19 protein-coding genes are annotated in these 22,946 nt (G+C 56.9%); 10 read left to right on the forward strand and 9 right to left on the reverse strand.

Annotation, left to right across the window (positions count from 1 at the left end):
* Nucleotides 1-46: 46 nt before the first annotated feature.
* The 3 genes from GSQ94_RS07530 to GSQ94_RS07540 all read left to right on the forward strand — a co-directional run bounded on the left by GSQ94_RS07530 (nt 47) and on the right by GSQ94_RS07540 (nt 3,143).
* On the forward strand, nt 47-562 hold the full coding sequence (locus GSQ94_RS07530) for a GNAT family N-acetyltransferase (protein WP_158942953.1): 516 nt from the start codon (nt 47-49) through the stop codon (nt 560-562).
* Between the two features lie 91 nt (nt 563-653).
* Nucleotides 654-2,585: an Ig-like domain repeat protein gene (locus tag GSQ94_RS07535; protein ID WP_158942954.1), complete on the forward strand. Its 1,932-nt coding sequence runs from the start codon at nt 654-656 to the stop codon at nt 2,583-2,585.
* Between the two features lie 18 nt (nt 2,586-2,603).
* Nucleotides 2,604-3,143 carry an outer membrane beta-barrel protein gene (locus GSQ94_RS07540; RefSeq protein ID WP_254063760.1) on the forward strand — a complete coding sequence of 180 codons (540 nt, stop codon included), beginning with the start codon at nt 2,604-2,606 and terminating at the stop codon, nt 3,141-3,143.
* Nucleotides 3,144-3,489: 346 nt separating this feature from the next.
* Here GSQ94_RS07540 and GSQ94_RS07545 read toward each other — a convergent pair whose 3' ends face one another.
* The 3 genes from GSQ94_RS07545 to GSQ94_RS07555 all read right to left on the reverse strand — a co-directional run bounded on the left by GSQ94_RS07545 (nt 3,490) and on the right by GSQ94_RS07555 (nt 9,185).
* Nucleotides 3,490-4,764 carry a TolC family protein gene (locus GSQ94_RS07545; RefSeq protein WP_158942956.1) on the reverse strand — a complete coding sequence of 425 codons (1,275 nt, stop codon included), beginning with the start codon at nt 4,762-4,764 and terminating at the stop codon, nt 3,490-3,492.
* 68 nt (nt 4,765-4,832) lie between these two features.
* A complete protein-coding gene (locus GSQ94_RS07550) occupies nt 4,833-8,069 on the reverse strand; it encodes an efflux RND transporter permease subunit (RefSeq protein WP_158942957.1) in 3,237 nt (1,078 codons plus the stop codon).
* Entirely contained in the window at nt 8,070-9,185 is a 1,116-nt protein-coding gene (locus GSQ94_RS07555) for an efflux RND transporter periplasmic adaptor subunit (protein ID WP_254063719.1), read from the reverse strand.
* Nucleotides 9,186-9,613: 428 nt separating this feature from the next.
* On the opposite strand from GSQ94_RS07555, the gene GSQ94_RS07560 reads away from it, so the two are divergent.
* Nucleotides 9,614-11,038, forward strand: coding sequence for an ATP-binding protein (locus tag GSQ94_RS07560; RefSeq protein ID WP_158942958.1), 1,425 nt, complete (start codon nt 9,614-9,616; stop codon nt 11,036-11,038).
* Nucleotides 11,007-11,663, forward strand: coding sequence for a response regulator transcription factor (locus GSQ94_RS07565; protein ID WP_158942959.1), 657 nt, complete (start codon nt 11,007-11,009; stop codon nt 11,661-11,663). The genes GSQ94_RS07560 and GSQ94_RS07565 overlap by 32 nt, the downstream gene beginning before the upstream one ends.
* An 8-nt stretch (nt 11,664-11,671) precedes the next feature.
* Here GSQ94_RS07565 and GSQ94_RS07570 read toward each other — a convergent pair whose 3' ends face one another.
* A complete protein-coding gene (locus tag GSQ94_RS07570; RefSeq protein WP_158942960.1) occupies nt 11,672-12,301 on the reverse strand; it encodes a response regulator transcription factor in 630 nt (209 codons plus the stop codon).
* A 112-nt stretch (nt 12,302-12,413) separates the two neighbouring features.
* On the opposite strand from GSQ94_RS07570, the gene GSQ94_RS07575 reads away from it, so the two are divergent.
* From GSQ94_RS07575 to GSQ94_RS07585, 3 genes are all read left to right on the forward strand, one after another.
* Nucleotides 12,414-12,920, forward strand: a complete 507-nt coding sequence (locus GSQ94_RS07575; protein ID WP_158942961.1) for a hypothetical protein — start codon at nt 12,414-12,416, stop codon at nt 12,918-12,920.
* A 253-nt stretch (nt 12,921-13,173) separates the two neighbouring features.
* Complete coding sequence (locus tag GSQ94_RS07580; RefSeq protein ID WP_254063720.1) at nt 13,174-13,506, forward strand: DUF302 domain-containing protein; 333 nt, start codon at nt 13,174-13,176, stop codon at nt 13,504-13,506.
* Between the two features lie 225 nt (nt 13,507-13,731).
* Nucleotides 13,732-14,337, forward strand: coding sequence for an RNA polymerase sigma factor (locus tag GSQ94_RS07585; RefSeq protein ID WP_158942963.1), 606 nt, complete (start codon nt 13,732-13,734; stop codon nt 14,335-14,337).
* A gap of 34 nt (nt 14,338-14,371) precedes the next feature.
* On the opposite strand, the gene GSQ94_RS07590 is transcribed toward GSQ94_RS07585, so the two are convergent.
* The 5 genes from GSQ94_RS07590 to GSQ94_RS07610 all read right to left on the reverse strand — a co-directional run bounded on the left by GSQ94_RS07590 (nt 14,372) and on the right by GSQ94_RS07610 (nt 20,311).
* Nucleotides 14,372-15,529 (reverse strand): acyl-CoA dehydrogenase, encoded by a 1,158-nt coding sequence (locus GSQ94_RS07590; protein WP_158942964.1) that lies wholly within the window; start codon nt 15,527-15,529, stop codon nt 14,372-14,374.
* Between the two features lie 136 nt (nt 15,530-15,665).
* Nucleotides 15,666-16,826: a PLP-dependent aspartate aminotransferase family protein gene (locus GSQ94_RS07595; protein ID WP_158942965.1), complete on the reverse strand. Its 1,161-nt coding sequence runs from the start codon at nt 16,824-16,826 to the stop codon at nt 15,666-15,668.
* Nucleotides 16,827-16,865: 39 nt separating this feature from the next.
* Nucleotides 16,866-17,792 carry a cysteine synthase A gene (gene cysK, locus GSQ94_RS07600; RefSeq protein ID WP_158942966.1) on the reverse strand — a complete coding sequence of 309 codons (927 nt, stop codon included), beginning with the start codon at nt 17,790-17,792 and terminating at the stop codon, nt 16,866-16,868.
* 274 nt (nt 17,793-18,066) lie between these two features.
* Nucleotides 18,067-19,215, reverse strand: a complete 1,149-nt coding sequence (locus GSQ94_RS07605) for a VWA domain-containing protein (RefSeq protein ID WP_254063721.1) — start codon at nt 19,213-19,215, stop codon at nt 18,067-18,069.
* Nucleotides 19,199-20,311 (reverse strand): VWA domain-containing protein, encoded by a 1,113-nt coding sequence (locus tag GSQ94_RS07610; RefSeq protein ID WP_158942967.1) that lies wholly within the window; start codon nt 20,309-20,311, stop codon nt 19,199-19,201. The genes GSQ94_RS07605 and GSQ94_RS07610 overlap by 17 nt, the downstream gene beginning before the upstream one ends.
* A 295-nt stretch (nt 20,312-20,606) precedes the next feature.
* Between GSQ94_RS07610 and GSQ94_RS07615 the strand changes: the two genes are divergently transcribed.
* Both GSQ94_RS07615 and GSQ94_RS07620 read left to right on the forward strand, forming a co-directional pair.
* Nucleotides 20,607-22,040 carry a DUF1015 domain-containing protein gene (locus GSQ94_RS07615; RefSeq protein WP_158942968.1) on the forward strand — a complete coding sequence of 478 codons (1,434 nt, stop codon included), beginning with the start codon at nt 20,607-20,609 and terminating at the stop codon, nt 22,038-22,040.
* Nucleotides 22,041-22,055: 15 nt separating this feature from the next.
* Nucleotides 22,056-22,811: a phytanoyl-CoA dioxygenase family protein gene (locus GSQ94_RS07620; RefSeq protein ID WP_158942969.1), complete on the forward strand. Its 756-nt coding sequence runs from the start codon at nt 22,056-22,058 to the stop codon at nt 22,809-22,811.
* The last annotated feature ends 135 nt before the right edge of the window (nt 22,812-22,946 follow it).

The following is a 22,946-nucleotide window of genomic DNA, read 5'->3' on the forward strand; positions in this document are numbered from 1 at the left end:
TCGCCGGCATACCTCTCTCCCGTCGAGCAAGTAGGAGATCCGGCACGTGATAGATATAGCTCAACCCGATATAACTGATCTGACCCTCCGTTCAGCTGTATCCGAAGATGAGGGCTTCCTGCTGCATCTCTATCTCGCGACTCGGACCACTGAGTCACAAGCTTGGAGCGTTGATGCCATCCAGCGGGATTTGCTGCTGCAAATGCAGTTTCGCGCACGCAAGCTAACATACGAGAGCGAATACGCTGATGCTGAAGACGCGATCATCTGTCTGGGCACCGGACCTGAAGCAGGCACCCCTGTCGGTCGTCATCTGGTCGCGCGCAGGCAGGCCGAGATCCTTGGTGTCGATCTTGCCATCCTGCCGAAGTATCAGGGGCGAGGAATCGGCACTCGCGTCCTCCAGGATATCCAACGGCAATGTGCCGCAGACCGGATTCCGTTCAGATTGCAGGTCCTTCAAACCAACCCTGCGAGCAGGCTTTATACAAGATTGGGCTTTAAGGTCGTGAGTCAAGACTCCGTGTATCTCCAGATGGAATGGAACAGCGATTGGGTTTAGAGGCGGCATTGCGAAGAAAAAAGGCGGTACAACGTACATGACGGTATGGAAACCTAAGGATCTGTTCTCCCGGTGTAATAGGCATGGTCGGTTGGCACCGGCGCTGCTCCTTTTTTTCTGTGCGTCGGTATATGCCCAGACGGCAGCACAGCGGATCGCCCTCCAGCATCTCAACAGGGCTACGCCGCTCGCCTCACCCGCCTCCCTTACTGAGGCAACCACCGCGCCTCTCTCTCTCCCTACAGGAGTGACCTACGATGCTGCAGGAAATCTGTACCTTGCGGACTCGAACGATCATATTATCCGTGAAGTGAATCTGGCAGGCGTCATCAGTACGGTGGCTGGCAGCGGTGAGCAAGGATATAGCGGTGATGGTGGCCCTGCGACCAGTGCAATGCTGGACTTTCCGACTGGCGTCGCGGTAGACGGATCAGGAACTATCTACATCACAGATACGCACAACCAACGCATTCGAAAGGTCGTCTCGGGCATCATCACGACGATCGCGGGGAACGGCTCCACCAGTTTCTCCGGCGACGGCGGCCCCGCAACAGCAGCTACTCTCAATCTACCTACCGCCGTTGCGGTCGATGCTGCGGGCAACGTATATTTTGCCGACACAGATAATCATCGCATCCGCAAGATCACCGGGACAACAATCAGCACAGTCGCTGGCAATGGCGAACAGCTCTATCTTGCTGATGGAGTTGCTGCCACGCAAACTGGGCTCGACTCTCCGGGCGGCTTGGCCTTGGATGCCAATGGCAACCTGTTTATCGCGGACACCCACAATCAGCGCGTTCGCCTCGTCACTGCTGCCACAGGCCTTATCTCTACCGTCGCCGGGAACGGTTCGAACGGCTTTGCGGGAGACGGCGGGGCGGGTGGCTCGGCTGCCCTATCACGTCCTCGTGGCGTTGCAGTCGCCGGAACGGGAAACCTCTATGTCGCCGACAGCGATAATAATCGTGTCCGCAACGTCAATCTCAATACCGATACGATCACGACTCTAGCTGGCAGCGGAAGCCAAGGCTTCTCAGGCGACACCGGACCAGCAACCTCAGCGATGTTTGATACGCCCCGCTCGGTTGCAGTAAGTGGGTTGGGTACCGTCGCGATCTCCGACACCCATAATCAACGCGTACGCGAGATTCTCGGGGCTGACATTGAAACGGTGGCTGGCCAGGGTGGATCCGGAGCAGCCTCACTTGTGCTTTCGGGTCCAGCTTCGATTGTCTTCGGCAGCGGCACGCTGATAGCAACCCTGACCAACGGAGCGCAGACCGCAAGCGGGAGTATCGCGTTCGTCGACGTAACCAATGGAGCGAATCCTTTGGGAACGGGATCACTGACTCATAACGTCGCAAGGATCAGTCTTGCTGATGTATCGGTGGGGACACATCTGTTTGCTGCGACTTATCCAGGCGACGCGAATACGCCAGCTGTTACCAGTGGCGTCTTCACTGTGGTCGTCACCTCCACACAGGGCTCCAATGACTTCGCCATTACGGCTACCCCATCGATACAAGCAGTTGCCCCCGGAGGAGTGGCAAATTATTCCATCTCCCTTACTGCGCAGGGAACTACCTTCGGCAGCGCAGTTTCATTGAGGATCGCTGGCGTGCCCAGTGGCTCAACAGCTATCTTCACTCCAGCTTCAATAGCGGCCGGCGCCGCACCGTCTGCCTCTTCTTTATTGTCGATTCAGACGAGCAAGCAGGCCACTCTTCGCAGCAGCATGACGAGGCCTTTCGCTCTGCCCTTTGCGTTGAGCCTATTTCTGCTTCCGCTGTTCTCTCAACGGCGGCTTAGAGATACGCTGCGGAAGCCCGGAGGTGGGGTGAGACTGTTGGCCTTTCTGCTCTTAATGCTGGGTACGTTGTCTCTGTCGGGCTGCGGCTCGGGGGGCTTTTTCACGCAGGCGCCGCAGACTTACACCATCACCGTAACGGCTGCAAGCGCAGCTGTTGGGCCGATGCCGGCGGTGTCCCACAGCACAACCGTAACGCTGACCATTCAGTAGGAGACGCCTTTGAGGAAGATGATATCGGTGGTTGCGGTACTCGTTGCTATGGCGCTGCCTGCGGTGGCGCAATCGCGGGTTGAGGCGGGAGTTGGCTATCAGCTGCAGCGCTCGAATGGACCGACAGGGGCCTGTGGTTGCTTCAACTTACAGGGTGCTCGCGGGGAGCTGGCTTATCAGATATTTCCGGAGTGGTCGGCTGTCTTTGAGGTTGGGGGTGGGCGGGCGGCAAATATCAATGGGCAAGGTCTTGATTTATCTCTCATTACTTACCTGGGAGGGCTGCGCTATTCGCATTCTTTGGGGCATAGGGTTCGACCGTTTGGGCAGTTTCTGGCTGGGAGGGTGCATGGCTTCGACTCGCTTTTTCCTGCTTCGCAAGGAACATTCTCATCCTCTAATTCCTTTGCTTTCAGTGCTGGGGGAGGCTTGGATTACAGGGTTTCGAAGCATGTGGGGATTCGTATCTTCCAGGTCGATTACCTGAGAACCAATCTTCCGAATAACGAGAACAGCAATCAGAACAGTCTGCGGGTGGGTGCTGGTCTGGTTTTTTGATCGTTCTTTTACGAATTTAAATTTGCGTGGTAGATGGGCTGTTTTGCAGGGGTTTTTGCGAATTTCTGCGTTTTCGACGTGGTGAAATGCTGGTCTGATCGTGGTGGATTGCGTGGCTAACATGGCGCGCTAACCGTCACTTTTTCGGGCGGCAAAGATACGCCAGATTTTTCAAGTTTATTTTGCGGCTCCCGGGCTGAAACTACTCCTGGCCAATGTGCTTCCTCACGACGATCTGAGTCCAGCCTGCGCGCTTCGCCCCGACTCTCTTATTCCACGTACCGCTTCCTGGTTAGAATGCTGCGCGGCAGTGACAGAAGATGGAAGAGAGAGATGGTTTCGCGAGCTACGGAATTACTTCCGTAGCGGTCGCGAAGCTTAGCTGGTGGATGGCCATCCAAGTCTGGGAGTAGGCGCTGAGAGCGTCGGTTTCGACTGAGCGGGACTCGCGCAGCGCGTCGAGGTAGTCGATCAGAGCGAGGCCACCGTGCTGATAGCTGAACTGGGAGATGTCGAGAACATCCTTCGCCTCGTCGAGGTAGTGGCCGTTGTAGCGATCGGAGAGAACCTTGGCGTTGGCATAGCCTGACCATGCCTGATCGACATCGGCGACGACCTGATTTCGCGTTGCCAGCTCCGTGAAGCGGCTGGCTTGAGCTGTATATTTCGCTGTCTCTTTGTTGCCCTGGTTGCGGTCGAAGATGCGAAGAGGAATGTCGATGGAAAATCCTACGGAGTTGTCCGGACCGTTGCGATCGTACTCGGCTCCGAGGGTGGGGTCGGTTGTTCCATTCGCGTAGGCTAGCTTCGTGTTGGCGTCCGCGATGGCAACTCCCAAGTGGGCTGCATGAAGATCGGGGCGCGCCGCGATCGCTTTCTGCTCGAGGCTTTCCATGGTGTCGGAGACTGCAGGCGGAACGACGTCTCCGATGACGTCGAAGTCCGTACGAGGCCTGTCGTAGCCAAGGAGAGCCTGGAGTTGAATGCTGGCTTGCTGGGCGTTAGTGACTGCGTTGGACTCGTCGGTCTCGAACTGGGCGAGCTGGAGGTCGAGACGCTCATAGTCGAGCTTTGCCAGATCGCCAGCCTTGAAGCGCTCATGGCCGATGTCGAGCTCGTGCTTGAAGTCGGCAAGATTGCCATCGGCAAGTTTCTTCGCCGCCTTGGCGATGACGAAGCTGGTGAACGCCTGACGAACTGCGAGTACGGTCTGTTGCTCCTGCAGATGATACTGGGCATCGGTCTGCGCCGTGGTGGAGCGTGCACTATCGAGACGCCAGCGGCGCTTCTGTCCTCGCTCAAAGAGACGGGAGACGCCGAAGTTATAGTCGTACGGGTTGTTGGCCTGCGCGCCTAAGGTGACGTTCGATCCAGAGATATCGAGGCTGGGATTGGCGCGAAGCCCGGCCTGAATCTCCTGGGCTTTGACCGAGAGGAGATTTTGCTGGGAGGAGAGCAGGGTCGGATTCTTCATGCGGGCGATATCCACAGCCTGTTGCATGGTGATGGCGAGAGAAGCCGAGGTAGATGGCGGAGCCTGCGAGAGTGCGGCACATGGCAGAAGCATAAGACAGGCGGCCACGAGGAGGGTCTGATGCTTTGGCTTGATCATCTTGTGCATCGTGTTTTCAGAACCTCCTTTGGTTGGATGGACGCCATTCGATCGATTGCCTGTGCAGGGAAACAGCATTAGTTCTCAAACTCCGTCTCGGGGCTGGGAAGGACATCGTCCGGTCTTGCGATCCAGACGTACAGGGTTGGCAGAAGAAAGACGCTGATGAGGAGTGCGCCGATGAGACCGCCTACGATGACCATGGCAAAGGGACGCTGCGAGTCGGAGCCGATGCCGTGCGAGGTAGCAGCGGGAAGCAGCCCGAGGGTTGCAACGAGCATCGTCATCATGATGGGACGAAGGCGGAGTACTGCTCCTTCGATAGCGGACTCTTCGATCGAGTGGCCGCGAACCCTCATCTGGTTAATGTATTCGAGCATGATGACGCCGGTTTGAACGGAGACGCCGAAGAGGGCCAGAAAGCCCACACCCGAGGAGACGCTGAAGTTCGTGTGAGTAAAGAGCAGAGCGAGCAGACCGCCGACGGGCGCCATGGAGACGTTGAGAAGAATAAGGCTGGCCCATTTGCCGGAGTGAAACATGGAATAAAGAATGATGAAGATGATGAGAATGGTGACGGGAAGCACGAGCATGAGACGACGCGAAGAGCGCTTCTGGCTCTCGTACTCGCCTGCCCAGTCGATCTTGTAGCCGGGCGGGAGCTTTACCTGCTGGTTGACTTTGGCGATTGCCTCTTCGACGGTGCTGCCGAGGTCACGGTTTCGGACGCTGTATTTGATGGCGACGAACCGCTGGCCGCCTTCGCGAGAGATGGTTTCAGCGCCATCTTCCATGGAGATGTTGGTAAGCTGCGCCAGCGAGACACGCTCGCCCGAGGGCGACAGGAGCCGAATATCATCGATCGCCTCCTGCGTATTGCGGTACCGCGGAAGATAGCGCACGACAAGATCGTAACGCGCCTCGCCCTGAAGGACCTGGCTGACTGCGTTGCCCCCAACGGCGGTCTGGATGGCATCCTGGATATCGGCGACATTGATTCCGAAGCGCGCCGCAGCCTGCCGGTTAACGGTGTAGTTCAGATTGGGCTGGCCGAGGACGCGGAAGAGTCCAAGATCGCTGACGCCTTGGATTTTGCTCATGATGGAGACGATCTGATCACCCTTCGCCTCGAGTGTCTTGAGATCGTCCCCGTAGATCTTGACAGCGAGTTCGCCTTTGACGCCGCTAACGGCTTCTTCGACGTTATCGGAGATGGGCTGTGAGAAGTTCCAAATGACACCTGGCATCTTCTCCAACTCGCGGTCCATTGCGCCGATCAGCTCATCCTTGTTTTTCTTGAAAACAGGACGCCATGCCTCCTTAGGTTTCAAATCAACGAAATATTCGGTGTTGAAAAAACCCGTTACGTCGGTTCCGTCATCGGGACGACCAGTTTGACTGACGACCTGGGTCACCTCAGGAAAAGAAGAGAGGAGGATACGTGCTTGATTCATCACGCGCAGGCTTTCCGTTGGTCCGGTGCTTGGAGCGAGCGTGCCACGTACCCAGATGGCGCCTTCGTCAAGATGGGGCAAAAACTCCGAACCGATGACGCCACTGAGGCCGAGAAAGAGTGCCAAAAGGAGCGCAAAACCCGCTCCGCTGAAGGTCACCCAGCGATGCTCGATGGCCCAGCGCACGGCGTGCCGATATCGGTCGGTGAGCCACTCCATAATCGGGTTACGCCATTCGGTAGCGCCACGAGGAAAGAGCAGGCTGGCCAGCACCGGGGCGATAACGATGGAGAAGATGAGTGCGCCGAGAAGAGCAAAAGCTACCGTCCAGGCCATGGGTTGGAAGAGACGACCTTCCACTGCCTGGAGGGTAAAGATGGGAAGGTATGCCGTGATGATGATTCCGATGGCGTAGAAGACAGGGCGCTGTACCTCGTGGGCGGCCTCTCGGATCTGCTCGGCGGCCGTCAAGGAGTCCTTACGCTGATGACTGAGGTGACGGACGATGTTTTCTACCATCACGACAGCTCCGTCGACGACCATGCCGAAGTCCAGCGCACCGAGCGAGAGGAGGTTTGCGGGGATGTGCCGAAGGTCGAGGCAGATGGAGGCGAAGAGCAGGGCGAATGGGATGGTGAGAGAGACGATGAGAGCGCCACGGACGTTTCCTAGAAACAGGAAGAGAATAATGACGACGAGGATGATGCCTTCGGTGAGGTTATGCAGCACCGTGTGAGTGGTGTAGTGAAGAAGGTCGCTGCGATCAAGAAACGGGACGATCTTGACGCCTGGCGGGAGGATATGATGATTGAGCTCATCAACCTTTTTGTGAATACCAGCCAGCGCGAACTCGGAATCGTCTCCCTTCTGCAGGGCAACAATGCCTTCCACGACGTCTCCATCATCGACGATCTTTCCATCTTCCCGCTGGATCGCCTTCGAACTGCCGGGCTTGTCCTGATGATCGACGCAAGGGTAGGTCGCGGTCCACGAACCTGGTGGGTCGGTTGGAGGCAGGGCCCCGGCACGACAGGCTTTGCCAATCTGACCGAGCCTGATCTTGGGCCCCTGAGCGACAGTCGCGATATCTTTGACACGAAGTGCTGTACCGGTTTGAGTCTTTAGAACTGTCTCTTCTATATCGTGGACACTTCGATAGAGGCCCACTTCGCGGATGTTGACCTGCTGCTGGCCTTGTTCGATGAAGCTGCCGCCAGCGTTGGTATTGTTGTTGGTGAGTTGCTGCTCGACCTGTCCAATGCTCAGCCCGTAGGCAATGAGTTTGTCGGGATCGACGCGAACCTGATATTCGCGTGTCATGCCGCCGAAGCTTGAGTCATCGACGACGCCCGGCACAGATTTAAATTGCTTCTCGATGGTCCAATCCTCGAGAGACTTGAGATCCATATTGTCGTAGAGCGGGTTGGTGCTGCGGAGGGTGTACCAGTAGATCTGGCCGACGGGGCTCCAGTCTGTGCCCATTTGCGGTTGAATGCCCGGGGGCAGAGTGATCTGGGAGAGGCGCTCAAGAACCTTTTCACGATTCCAGTCGTTGACCGAATCGTCGTCGAAGATGAGGCTGAGGCTGGAGATTCCGGCGAGCGAGGTCGATCGCAGATGGGTCATGTGGGGAATGCCCGCCATTCCGATCTCGAGTGGAATAGTGACCTGCTGCTCGATCTCTTCGGCGGCTCGCCCTGGCCACTGGGTGATGATCTGCACGTAGTTGTTGGCAACGTCCGGGTAGGCCTCTACCGGGAGGTTATGGAAGGAGACGATGCCCCACGCGAACAGCATGATCGCGAGGCCGAGTACCAGCCACCGATTGTCCAGTGCAAAATCGACGAGCTTGCGAATCATCTACTGGTCCGCCGTATTCTGCAGCGCGAGGGCATTGGAGATGACCTGCTGACCGGCTGTGAGACCAGAGAGGATCTCCTGCATATTGTTCGGCAACGAAGCGCCGCCCTGTACGGAGACTCGACGGAACTTTCCATCGCCTGCGGGAGTGTAGACCCAGTCGCGATCATGGAGATGCAACACGGCGGTCGCGGGAACCTGGAGGTGATTTTGGGGAGTGTTGCCGTGAATTGTAGCCGTTGCAAACATGCCGATACGCATCAGCGTGTTGGGATTTTCCACCTGGATGCGTATCTTGGCGGTGCGGATCTGGGGATCGAGAACGGCGCCGATGTCGCTGACGACGCCGGTGAGGACGCGGTCGGGGTAGGCGGTGAGGCGGATGTCCGCCTTCTGGCCGAGATGCACGGTGGGGAGATCGTTCTCGTAGACGTCACAGATGATCCAGACGTGCGAGAGATCGGCGATGGTGAAAGCGTTGGCCGAACCAGCGTAGGTGACTCCGGCAGCAGCGGCGTTGGTGACATTCTGCGCGATGATGTAACCAGAGGATGGCGCGTAGACTTTGACGGTTGCGGCAGGATGATTCTTGTCGACGCCGAGGACGCGGAGCTGCTCTTCAGAGGCTGAGAGCGCGGCCTTGGCGTCGTCCTCTGCGTTCTGTGCGATCTCAACCTGGCTGTTAGGGATTGCTCCCTTGTCGTTGAGAATTTTGGCGCGATCGAGCTGAATCTTTGCGAGACGCTCGTCGTTGACGGCTTTAAGGTAGGTATTGAAGGCTCCGGAGACGTCCGTGCTCTGGACGTCCATCAAGAGCTGACCCTTCTTCACGTAGTCGCCGATGCGGGCGTGCACTTCGACCACGCGGCCGGAGGCGATGGAGATCACGGGAATCGTGCGGGAGATATCGGGGTTGACCGTCCCGGTGACCTGAATAGTGGAGGTGGAGGTGTAGTTTGTCGCTGCTACCACGGTGAACTGGTCGGGGTGATCGACGTGAACCAGGTTCGGGTCGGCGTCAGGCTGGACTACGGCGGCTGGTGGAGCTTCACTCTTCGGATCGGACGGCTTGGCGTCGCAACCTGCCAGCAAAAAAGCTCCCAAGCAGAACGACATCGTGGCAGATAGCCTCAAACTGATTGGACTCATCGCGTAAACTCGTTATCCCCCATAGGATTAGACCCTGATTGTTTCATTCTAGAGATCATCCCTTACAAGCACGCGATTTAAGCAACGATCACGACCCGACTTTCTGAAAAACAGCATTCAAGAGATAGCATGCTCAGTGAAGACAAATCGTTCTGAATTCAGTTTACCGTCTGAGCGTTCTCCATGCGCGTATCTTTCGGCTAACCGATGGGCGTCTTCCGAATGTCCGCGTAGACTTGGATCAAAGTTCATCTCGTAACTGTAAAGAGGGTCTGCATGAAATGAGGGTAAATATTCCTCCTTTTCCTTTAGACACATGCCAGCTGGAGAGGTTCTTTTTTACTCTTTGAACTCTGGCCTTCCTGCTCTCGCGCCGCTAAAGCCCCCAATCCTTTATGCTCTCCGCTCTCTTTCAAGACAACTCTCGATCAGTCCTATGGCGCTCAGCTCTGCTAGTCGTTCTGATCGCAGTCGCAGACTGGCGGATTGACGCGGAGATTCCCCTCGGCTTCTTATATTTGCTGCCCATGCTTCTGCTGGGTCGAGTCCTGAGTCGATGGCAGATCGGCGCTGCCGCTGCTGTCTGCACGGTGCTCACCGAAGCCTTCAACAGTCTCAGGTGGACTCCGGCTGTCGGGCTTCCGCGAGACATTCTTACCTTCGCAGCGTTTTCGGGAATAGGTCTCTTCGTCTATGGCGTCGTTCGCAACCGGAGAGCCTCAAGCGAAAATCTGCTTCGCATCGAGAGAGAGATTGCAGCTCGTGAGGACGCCGAGGAACAACTGAAAGTCCTTATCGAAAGCAGTCCGGCTGCTATCTTTACGACAGACGCCCATGGGGTTGTCCTGCTTGCAAATGAAGCGGCTCACAAACTGTTCGGGGCTCAACCGGCGAGTCTTCCAGGAACATCCATCCATCGCTACTTCCCGTCTCTACTCAATCTTCCGTCAGCCCATCGCGAAGGCAGGACTTTTCGCACCGTGATGCAGTGTCGCGGGACTCGCCAAAACGGCGAGGTCTTTCTTGCCGATATCTGGTTTTCGACCTATCGAACAAGCGTTGGAGCCCGTCTCGCGGCAATGGTCGTGGACAACTCCGAGACGTTGAGAACGCATGAGGAGTCCAGCCTGCATCAACTGCTGACCGGCTCGCGCATCCTGGTGTCCGCCGTCTCGCACGAGATTCGCAATGTCTGTGCGGCGATCGCAGTGGTGCATCAAAATCTGAGTCGTGGATCTTCGCTCGAGAACAGCAAAGACTTTGAGGCCTTTGGCACGCTCATTCAGTCTCTTGAGAAGATCGCGGCGATGGATCTGCAGAGAAGTTCGAACCGGGCGACCAGCGTCGACTTGCACTCATTACTCGACGAGCTGCGGATCGTAGTGGAACCGGCGCTCGAGGAGAACGGCATCACCCTGAATATCTCCGTCGACACGGTTCTGCCGGAGGTTCTGGCTGACAGGCCGAGTCTGATGCAGGTCTTTCTGAACCTGATCAAGAACAGTGAGCGGGCGATGCTTCGAAGCGCGACGAAGAACCTTCACATTGTCGTTAGAACTTCCAATGGGCGTGTGCTTGTGCAGTTTGTGGATAGCGGATCGGGAGTTCAACATCCGGCTGAGCTGTTCAAGCCTTTTCAACAACGGGCGGAATCAACGGGCCTGGGGCTCTACCTCTCGCGTGCCTTCATGCGATCCTTTCAAGGCGATCTGCATTTTGAGCCAACATCAAGCGGTGCCTGCTTTGTCGTAGAACTATCTGCCTGGCAGAGAGAGGAGGCACCGGAATATGAATCCGTCCGTTCGAATTTTGATCGTTGATGACCATACGTTGTTCCGCGAGAGTCTGAGCCGGCTGCTCGAGGCCGACACGGAGTGCACCGTCGTTGGAACCTCCGCGACGGTAGAAGATGCACTTGCGCTGGTAGCCGAAGAGAAGATCGACCTTATTTTGCTTGATTATGATCTCGGCGTTGAGCCGGGTACGCGCCTGCTCAGCGAACTGAGGAAGGCCAGCTTTCAGGGTCATGTGCTGATGGTTACAGCGGGCATGAGTGATGAAACCATGCTGCGGGCTCTCGACAGCGGCGCCTCCGGCCTGTTTCTTAAAAGCAGTCCACTTGCGGAACTGACACTGGCCATTCGACGGGTCATGATGGGCGAGATATGGGTCGACTCGGGGATGGTGAAGTCGCTCATCGCAGGCGCGCGGCAGTACAACGCGGAGGCTATCCAGGGAACGCTGACCATAAGAGAGCGCAAGGTGCTTCGCTGTGTGTTTGAAGGCTTGAGCAATAAAGAGATAGGCCAGCAACTCAACATCTCCGAAGGATCCGTGAAGGCATCGCTTCAGCAACTGTTCGCGCGCACGGGTGTTCGCACAAGAAGCCAGCTGGTACGCATTGCGGTGGAGCAGCACTCGAACGACTGGCTTAACGACGAATAAAGTGAGCGCTAGAGATCCAGAAAACCGCGCTTTAGAGCGATCATCACCGCGTGGGTACGATCGCTTGCATCGAGCTTGGAGAGAATGCTCTTAAGATGCCCCTTGACCGTGTGCTCGGAGATGGCAAGGCGCATCGCAATCACTTTATTCGAACTTCCCTTGGCTACATCTCGCAGCACTTCGATCTCTCTTATGGTGAGAACATCTTCTCCCGCGTGTACTGCCATCTCCTGGGCGATCTCTGGCGGTATTCGTTTCATGCCTGCATGAGCGAGCCGTACGGTGTCGATCAGTTCGGTGCGCAACATGCTCTTCAGGAGGTAACCGACTGCTCCCGCCTTGAATGCCCTAAGCGCCTGAATATCGCCTCCGTAGGTTGTGAGAACGACGATCCGGGCGGAGGGAAACTCTTTGCGGATGGCAGAGATTGCTTCGATGCCATTGGTCTTGGGCATACGTATATCCATCAGTGTGACGTCGGGACGATGCAGTCGAAAGGAAGCGATCGCCTCGTCTCCGTCTGCCGCTTCAGCCACGACGGACATATCCGGCTGCGCATTGATCGCGCCCGAGATGCCTCCTCTGAGGAGAGGATGGTCGTCTACCGTAAGCACCTTGATGGTTGGTCTCTCAGTCATCTTGCACTCTCTTGCTTATCGTGAAGATTGCACGATCAGATGGAACGTCAGCTTCGGGGTAGGCTGCGAGTGCTACTCATTCTATCTCTGCCTACCCGTGAAAGAGAAAACTTTGCTGACAAAGCTGCGCAGGATCTCCACAGGGCAGCGGATGATTCCCGCAGGGCAGCCCCCCGAAAGGATTGCTTTTCGCACCCTCTCTTCGGGTTTGTTAGGTTGGGGCAAAGCTACTAGCCTCGCGTCTGTGCAGAGACTCTATTCGATGTTCCCGACGGGAGCGGCGGGCGTTGCATTGATTCTATTGCGGGTCTCTGTCGCGACCACCCTTATTACCAGAATTATGTCCCGTGAAGATCTAACGGGGCATACGTGGGAGTTCCTGGGTTTGAGTATGCTGGGTATCGTTATCTGTATTGGGCTCTTCACCCCTGTGGCATCCATAGGATGCTGCCTGATTGAAATTGCGATGCTGCTGAATCAGACAAGCTCCTCTGCCATTCCACTGCTCTGCTCTATGCTTGTCGCGGTTTCGCTGGCGTTGCTGGGCCCTGGCGCGTACTCGCTGGACGCGCGAATGTTTGGGAGGCGACTGGTTGTCTCCTCTTCGGACAAACGATGAATACAGATTGAATCGGCAGCTTTTGCGTCTCGGGCGAGCTAGAGATTCTGCAGTATTTTTCCCCCTCGAAAGGATGTTTCTACGGGGATACGATTTGGGCTATCTTGAGATTGGTTTTGGACTTTAGCTTAATGATAGTGATGGCCGTTCCCGAAACTCACGCTTCCAAGGCAGGATCAAGAAGGAATTTATGCCGCAGACATCCGACAACGGATTAGTTCATCTCGTTAGTCATCACTCTTTTGCAGAGACTATGGCAAGATTGATGTCGATCCTTGAGGCAAAGGCGCTGTCGGTTGCGGCGATCGTCGACCATAGCGGCGATGCGGCCAAGGTGGGGCTCTCGATGCCGCCTACGAAGTTAGTGATCTTTCAAAATCCGAAGGCGGGGACTCCGCTCATGCTTGCCGCACCCAGCATCGCCATCGATCTGCCACTCAAGGTGCTCCTCTCTGAGGGCGATGACAGCAAAGTGTGGGTTACGTACAACAGCCCGGAGTACCTGCAGGCCAGGCACAACTTTCCGCCTGATCTGCTGAAGAATATTGCGGCCATCAAAGCGATATGCGAAGAGACAGTTCGCTAGTACTTCTCTTTCGAAGTGATCCGAAATTAAGAGCGGACCACCTAGAGTGTTAGATTCTCTGCCCGACTAGGTCCCATCGTAATCGATCTGCGATCCGGTCAAAATCATAACGATCTTACGATTATCGAAATCATGTTACTGAATTTTCCAAGAAGCAGAGGCCCTCTTTAGTTCAAAGCTTCACCGAATTCATTTTAAAAAACCTCTTCGAGAAAGGATCTTCTTATGGACTCCTATTTTTCAACGGGCACCATCAGCGTACAGGCTATCCTCGAGGCTTCGAATGACGAGATGCTTGTGGCTGCAGCCAAGACCGGAGAGGATCTGGCCTTCTCTGAACTATGGAGCCGTCACTCCAAGGTCATCTTCAACACGATGTACCGTATTACGAGGAACCGGCAGGATGCGGAAGATGCGGTGCAGGACGCTTTTCTGAAGGCCTACGTCCACCTCAAGAGCTTCGACGGCAGATCGAGCTTCTCTACATGGCTCACGCGCATCGCCATCAACTCGGCACTCATGATTTTGCGCAAGAAACGCGCGCATCCGGAGGTCTCGATGGACGGTGGGTCAGAGAGCGAGAGTTGGCAGCACTGGGAGGTTCCGGACCGGCGCGCCAATACGGAAGAACACTATGCCAGAACGGAGAGAGAGCACCATCTGAAGCGAGCCATTCACCGTCTTCGGCCAGCTCTACGGTCGATCGTCGAGATTCAGCAGAAGCATGACAGCTCCATCAAAGAGATCGCTGAAATCGCGGGCATCTCGGTAGCTGCGACCAAATCGCGCCTGCTGCGTGCGAGAACGGTGTTGCGCCGATCCATGGCGTGATGAAGGAACGATCTCGCTCCTACGTGTCATCACGTTAGCCTCGGCTGGGGCTCTTTCCCAGCAGCTCGCGAGCGATGACCATTCTCTGGATCTCGCTTGTGCCTTCGCCAATCGGGCATAGCCTTACATCCCGGTAGAACTTTTCTGCGGGATAGTCCTTGATGAAGCCGTAGCCTCCGTGAATCTGCACGCCTTCATCGCAGATCCTGCAGGCAGCCTCGCTGGCATAGAGCTTTGCCATCGCGGACTCGAGCGTCACCTTCTTGCCAGCGTCCTTCATGTGCGCCGCGCGCATGGTCAATAACCACGCCGCATCGAGCTGGGTTGCCATGTCGGCGAGTTTGAACTGAATCGCCTGAAACTCACTGATGGCTTTGCCGAACTGCCGCCTCTCCTGCGCATATTTCATGGCTGCGTCGAGCGCTCCTTGCGCCATCCCCAGGCTGAGGGCAGCGATCGAGATTCTTCCTCCATCGAGCACGCGCATGGCGTCCTTGAAACCGTCTCCCTCTTTGCCTACCAGGTTTTCTGCCGGCACTTCGCAGTCTTCGAAGATCAACTCCGCCGTATCGCTCGCACGCAAGCCGAGCTTGTTCTCTTTGCGGCCAGACCGAAACCCTTTCGTTCCCCGCTCCACCACAAATGCCGAGATTCCGCCGCGAGTTCCCTTCTCCTTATCCGTGACGGCCAGCACCACCGCGCAGTTCGCATAGGTGCCATTGGTGATGAAGGTCTTGCTCCCATTCAGCACCCACTTGTCGCCCTGCTTCACCGCCGTCGTGCGCGCGCCGCCGGCATCGGAGCCCGAACCCGGCTCCGTTAGTCCCCAGGCTCCGAGCCACTGTCCGCTCGCCAGCTTTGGAATCCACCGCTGCCTCTGCTCGTCATTGCCGCCCAACATGATGTGATTGGTGCACAGCGAGTTGTGCGCTGCGACGATGATGCCGACGCTTCCATCCACACGCGACAACTCCTCAATCGCCAACACATACTCCACGTAGCCCATGCCTGCCCCGCCGAGCGACTCAGGGAAGATGACCCCTAACAGGCCCATCTCACCGAGCTTCTTCACAACCTCGTGCGGAAACTCGCTCTTCTCATCCCACTCGGAGACGTGGGGCGCAATTTCACCCTCTGCAAAGGCCCGAACCGCGCTCTGCAACTGCTTCTGCTCATCGGTCAATCCGAACATGCAACCTCCAAAACTTCATAACCAACGCTAATACATGTATCACATCCATGCATACTCTGGCTCGATCGGTTAGTCGGTAAACGAACAGAGGCGCGGGAAGTAATTCCCGCGCCTCTGAAGTGGAGTTCATCTCGAATTAAATGTGGTCCAGCGCCTGCTCCAGATCAGCGATGATATCTTCCACCTCTTCGATTCCGACAGAGACCCGCATCAACCCATCGGTAATTCCCAGGCGCGCGCGTCCCTCTGCGCCTACGGCCGCATGAGTCATGCTCGCCGGATGGCAGATCAATGTCTCCACTCCACCGAGCGACTCCGCGAGAAGTCCAAGCCGCAGCGACTTCGCGAACCTGTTCGCGAAGTCCAGCGATCCCAGCTCCATCGAGATCATTGAACCGAAGCCGTGCTGTTGCCGCTTGGCTAACTCATGCTGCGGGTGCTCGACCAACCCTGGATAAAACACCTGTTGCACCTTCGCATGGCTCTTAAGAAAGTCGGCAACGACTCGACCGTTGGCGTCGTGCTGCTTCATCCGTACCGCGAGCGTCTTAACTCCTCGCAGCAGCAGGTAGCTCTCGAAGGGAGACAGAATGCCTCCCGTGCACTTTTGTACGAATCGAAAGGTCTCTGCGTGCTCCGGTTTGGTGCAGACGAGCACACCACCCAGCCCATCGGAGTGGCCGTTCAAAAACTTTGTGGTCGAGTGCATGACGATATCTGCGCCCAGCGCGATCGGCTGCTGGAGATAAGGCGACAGGAAGGTGTTATCGACGCTCAACTCAACACCCCTGGCATGACAGATGCGAGCCACCGCGCCGATATCGGTGAGCGACATCATTGGATTCGTCGGCGTTTCGATATGTACGAGCTTGGTGGCGGGCGTGATCGCGCCAGCAACATTCTCGGCGACGCTCGTGTCGACATAGGTAAAAGTGAGCCCATAGTTCGTCAGCACCTTATCGAACAGCCGCCCTGTGCCGCCGTATACATTGTCCGAGCAGACCACATGGTCGCCCGACTTCATCATGGTACAGAGAGCTGTAATCGCAGCCATTCCGCTGCCGAAGACGTGGGCGCTTGTACCGCCTTCAAGCGAACACAGGCTCTCCTCCAGCGCGTCTCGCGTCGGGTTGGTAAGGCGGGCATACTCGTGTCCCTTGTTCTTGCCTATCTCCTCCTGCTGATAGGTGGAGGTCAGATAGATCGGCACGTTCACCGCTCCGGTAAGCTCATCCGGGGCCTGTCCGTCGTGGATCGCCCGCGTTGCAAATCCCAACTTCTTCTTCGAGTCTGCCATTTGTAACCTCTATACTCACAATCTTTTTTTGAAATGAACTTAGTTCAACAGACCCTTGGAAAGATATCGCTCCGCCGAGTCTGGAATGACGGTGATGACCCGCTTGCCTGCTCCAAGCTCCCGTGCGATCTCTATCGCCGCGCACAACATGGCTCCGGCGCTTGATCCAGCGAAGACACCTTCTTCCGCGGCAAGCCGCTTTACCATCTCCAGCGCTGGATCATCCATCACCTTGATCACGCGATCGCAGACTGTGCGGTCGAACGTAGCCGGAATAAACGAGACGCCGATTCCTTCCACCTTGTGCGGACCCGGCTCTCCACCCTCCAGCACGCTTCCCTGCGGCTCTACCGCGACGGTCAGAATTTCAGGCCGCTTCTTTTTGAGGAATCGCGCTACTCCAGTAAAGGTTCCCGCCGAACCTACACCGGAGACCCAGGCATCCACGCGGCCTTCCATCTGCTCCCATATCTCTGCGGCGGTTGTCTGCTCGTGAAAGTCGGGGTTCGCTGGGTTCTCAAACTGCAGTGCAGCAAACGCTCCCGGCGTCTCTTTCTCAAACTGCAGAGCGCGCCGAATTGCTCCCGCCATGCCTTCAACTTCAGGCGTCCGCACCACGGTGGCGCCGAGCCCGCGCATCAGCTTGCACTTCTCCTCCGCAAACTGCTCCGGCACGTACAACATCACCTTGTACCCGCGGTTGACGCCGATAAGCGCCAGCCCAACACCTGTGTTTCCGGCTGTCGCTTCGACGATTGTTCCGCCAGGCTGCAAGACGCCGCGACGCTCAGCATCCAAGACGATGCCCAACGCTGCCCTGTCCTTGATGCTTCCACCGGGATTTAAAAACTCCAGCTTCGCCCAGATCTCTGCGCAGTTCTCACTTCCGCTTCCCCGTTCGAGCCGGCGCAGACGCACCATCGACGTATTGCCCACCAGCTCCAAAACACTCTCTACAACCTTCATTACCAATCCTCATCTTTCCAACGGTTTCATGCAGACCTTCGACATCCTCTGCTTCAAACCGCGCCTCTTCCCGTTTTGAGATCTCTCTCAGGTGCAGGGTTGAGCGCAATCGCATTCGAACCCAGGCTATTCTACGTAGCGGACCATATCAGTTCGGCGAAGGGACGGGCAAACGGCGCCGGGTACGGCCCACACTCCAGCATGATCCAGAGAGGGGAGTGGCTTCTGAGATAGTTTAACCAGTCTAAAGGATTATTACCTCGGGATTATTGCTTCATGGTTTGCTGCCGGAGCTAAAACCGGCGTTGCCGTCTTTGCTTGCACCCGCTACCACTCTCGGATAGTACCCAGTCCTCGTCCGCACAGATAAACGTCCGAAGCTCTTCGACTTCGCCTCGACGTGCACCTCACGATAACCGCCGAGGGTTGGCGACTTCGTGGAGTGATACGAGATCGTGTACTGCGTGCGGATGTCCTGCGCGACCTCAGCGGCGATAGCGTCAACATCTTTCACAGACTTGGGGAAGTAGGCGGCTCCGCCTGTCTGCTCGGATAGCGTCTCCAATACCCTGCGAGCATGGCGCGACTCGCGCTTGTCAGTGTCATCGCCGAACAGCAGGCCTACACAGTAGATAACAGGTCCATCGAGATCCTGAATCCTTCGAATCGTCTGCTCCAGCGTGGCGCTTGAAGCGTTGTCTTCGCCGTCGGTGATCACCAGCAGCACCTGCTTGGGGTGCTTCGCGTTCTTGCTCAGGTAGTCGGCTGAGGCGACCAACGCATCGTAGATTGCCGGACCGCCGCTCGACTTGATGTAACCCAAGCCTTGCTGCAGCTTGTCGATGTTGTTGGTAAAGTCCTGATCGATGAACGCCTCCCAGGAGAAGTCCACCAGGAACTCTTCATCCTCAGGATTCGATAGCTTCACAAAGTCCAGCGAGGCCTTGTCCACCGCGACCCGCTTGTCGTACATTGAGCCGGAGCTGTCGATCAGAAGTCCGATTGATACCGGCAGATCTTCGTGCCGAAACGAAGCGATGGTCTGCGGCACTCCGTCCTCATAGACATGAAAGTCGTCCTTGCCCAGCGTCTGGATAGAACGGCCGCTTCCGTCGAGAACTGTCGCGTTCAGGCGGACCTCGTACGCATCCTGGCGCAGCGTGTACTTGCCGCCCTCGCGCTCAATCGTTCCCGGGCTGACGCCTTGGGGTGTGCCGGTCTGAGCCTGTGGCGACGGATCGGGGTCGGGAGACGCCACCGGATCGCGATCGATCGTGAGAGAGGGCTGTTGCGAAGCGGGCGGTTTCGACGGTGCATGCGGAGGAGCGGCCTGCTGGGCCCATCCGCCTACCCCACCGGCCATCAACATCAACCATCCTGCGGCGGCCATCCCCGGCCGAAAGCTTTTACTGCGAAGGTGCATAGTACCCCTGGCGATTGTGTACCGTCAGGCTCGGAAGCCCCGGTGGTGGAACGAGTCGTATCTTCAATTTACGCCAGTTCCCATCCTGCTTCACCTCGGAAGGCCTATATCCGATCACATATTCATTGCGCAGCTCCGCGCTGATCCTCGAGGCGATATCGCTGAGGTCCCCAAGCTCGGAGACCCGGAACAACCGTCCGCCGGTCATATCGCAGATGTCGTTCAGCAGAACCGGCCCTAACTGCTCCTCGGTCGTCGGCGCATATTGATCGAAGATTCCGATGGAGTAGATCTGCAGATCGCTCTCTCGGACGACCCGGCGCAACTCGCCCTCGGTGTAGCGGCTGCGGTTGTCGCCGCCGTCGGAGATGATGAGCAACGCCTTGCGCTCATACTTTGCCTGCTTCAACTTATCCACGCCGAGGTAAATCGCATCGATCAGAGCGGTTCGATTCTCCGGCTTCAACATCACCATGCGCGCCTCCACGTCATCGACATCCGAGGTGTAGTCGACGATGACGGCAGGACGATCGTTGAAGCCCACTACAAAAAATTCGTCCTGGGGATTTGATGTGCGCAAAAACTCGCTGAGCGCCTTGCGAGCGCGTACAAACTTGGACGACATGCTGCCGCTCAGGTCGAAGATGATGCCGATCGTCACGGGTGCGTCCTGGGTGGAGAAGCTCTTGATAACCTGGCCGATGTTGTTGTCGTAGACCTCGAAGTTTTCGCGCTCCAGTCCCGTCACCAGGCGATTCATGGGATCAGTAACGGTTGCAGGGATCAGCACAAGATTCACGTCCACGCGAATGCGTGCATCTCGTCTTGAGGTCGCCAATTTTGCTGCATTCGCCGCTCCTTCGATGACAGGCTTCTTCTCCTCTGTAGTCTTCGGCGGCGGCGGGGGCGTAGGGGTATGCACTACATCCAGGGGATTCTCCTGCTCCTGCGCGTAGCAGACTCCACTCGCTGACGAAAACATCGCAGCGCAGAGCAGCAGCGCAACGCCGCACATCCCCCTGCGCGTCATCTGCCACACCAGACAATTCCCTCGCCTTCCCTGACCAGCCAGCCTGACCCGCGTGTTGAACTCCATCTCGGCACCTATGCGCTACTCGCAACAACCGCCGTTGCAACCTTCAGCGGAGGTCTTTCAGCATCTCCACTACCGGCCATTCGATCACAACCCGCAAAGTCCCTCGGATGCTGTGTTCTGAAGATAATAGACCCCGTGTCAGATGCTTTTGTCACCATTTCGTTACAAAGGAGCTACCCCTGTCTCCTCAACGTTCTTCGTGCTCTTCCGGATTCGCCGCAGCCCTTCTAACCCTGCGGGGATGCCCCAACCCGTACAATCACTTCATATTTCACGTCTGGAGAAACCTCACAGCATGGCCCGTCTCTACCCCTTCCGCGCCTTCCGTTACGATCCCTCCCGCGTTCACATGGAAGACGTCGTCACCCAGCCCTACGACAAGATCACCCCGGCCATGCAGCAGCTCTACTACGAGGCCAGCCCCTATAACCTGATCCGCGTCATTCTGGGCAAACACGAGCCAGGCGATACCGATCCGCAGGAGTTCCTGCCCGCAGGCGAGCAGGCGCACAATGTCTATACCCGGGCCGCCGAGACCCTTCGTGACTGGCGCAAGGAGCGCGTCCTGGTCGAAGAGGCCGAGCCGGCCGTCTATGGCTACTCCCAGACCTATACTGTCCCCGGGACGACCGAAACCCGCGAACGCCGAGGTTTTATCGCCCTCGGCCACCTCTACGACTACGCCGACAAGGTCGTCTACCGGCACGAGCAGACCTTCCCCAAGCACAAGTCCGACCGCCTCGCGCTCTTCAAAGCGACTCGCGCCTACTGTGAGCAGATCTACATGCTCTACTCCGATCCTGCCTTCACAGCCGAAAAGCTGATCTTCGGTGCCAGCGGGCCCGGGCAGGCTGTCAGCGGCATGATCGGACCCGACACCACCCCGGCCGACCTGGCCATCACCGACGAGTACGACGTTGTTCACCGCCTGTGGAAGATCACCGATCCTCACATCATCAACCTTCTCCTCACCGCCATGGCCGATAAGAAACTGATCATCGCCGACGGCCACCACCGCTACGAGACCTCCGTCGCCTACGCCAAGGAGCGGTCCGCCCAGCTCAAACTCCCCTTCAAGCAGCCTATCCCCGGCGACGAACACGGTTCTCCGTCCGTCATCGCCGACGGCGACACCCGCACCACCCTGCCGACGCCGGCCTTTCCCGAAGCGGCGATGATGATGACCTTCGTCAATATGGACGCCCCAGGCATCACCATCCTGCCTACCCATCGCGTTGTCCACGGGCTACCGGCCTTCAGTTCGCCAGACTTCATCACCAAGGCGAGCGCTTACTTCAACGTCAAGGAGCTGTCCAGCCCGGATCTCGCCGTGCTCACTGCTACTCCAGGCACTGCCTTTCTCGCGGCGACCGGCGACGGCAACTACCTGCTTACCCCAAAGACTGACGTCATCGCAGCGGCGCTCGAGGGGATCTCTCCCCGGCAGGCGCAGCTCGATGTCGTGCAGCTTCACTCAATCATCCTCGACAAGCTCCTCGGCCTCGATCAGGAGACCATCACCCGCCTCGGCAACGTCCGCTACCTCCGCGAAGCCTCCGAGGCCACCGCTCTGGTCTCCAATGGACAAGCCGATATCGCCTTTCTCATCAAACCAATCACCCTCGACCAGCTCCGCGACATCAGTCTTTCAGGCGATGTGATGCCCCAGAAGTCCACTGATTTCTACCCCAAACTCCTCAGCGGCCTGGCTATTTACGCCCTCGACTAACTCTGCAAAATAGATATGAAGCCGACTGATATCAAAGTTGAAATCGATGCCAATGGTTTTGCCATTCAAGAGGCCGTCCTCTCGTCTAAGGACGTTAGCAACCTACTGCTTTCGCTCGAAAGAATCGGAAAAGATGGACCTGTAAGAAAGCGGGGGGGAGTTTTTGCCATCCGGAATCTTTTGGACGCATCCTCGGAAGTCCGGGACGTCGCTTACTCCCCCTCTGTCCGCAAGTTGGTAGAACCCATCTTAGGATCTAAGTTCTTTCCAGTCAGAGGCATCCTCTTCGATAAAATCCCCGATGCCAACTGGAAGGTACCGTGGCATCAAGATGTAACAATTGCTGTCCAGGATAAAGTTGAAGCCGAAGGGTTCGGACCATGGTCAGTTAAGGCCGATGTACTTCACGTTCAACCACCGGCCTCAATCCTAGAAAGCATGGTCTCTGTCCGGCTTCATCTCGACAATTGTGGCGAAGAAAATGGAGCATTGCGAGTCATCCCCGGTTCACATAAACGAGGTCGGATTCCCGAGGACCAGATCCAATCAATTCGAGATCTCTCCGATGAAGCAGTCTGCAGCGTGAAGACCGGCGGAGCTTTGCTCATGAGGCCTCTTTTGTTACATGCTTCTTCTCCATCTCAATTTCCAGGGCATCGTCGCGTCGTTCACCTGGATTTTGCGGCCGCTTCCCTGCCATCTGGAATGCGATGGTTTTCCGAAGCGGTGCCAGCTGAAATGAGCATTTTAACGGGCGAAACCACTAGCTGATTTATCCATTTACAATCAAACGCGCGACCACTCACTTGCTTTGACTCTCCCCCATAAATCCATCGCCGCGCGTCTTCTCCTCGTCCTGCTGACGGGCTTGCTCTCTGCGGCCGCAACCGCCCAGCAGGCTATTCC

This window comes from Granulicella sp. S190 (genome assembly GCF_009766095.1).
Taxonomy (GTDB): Bacteria; Acidobacteriota; Terriglobia; order Terriglobales; family Acidobacteriaceae; genus Edaphobacter.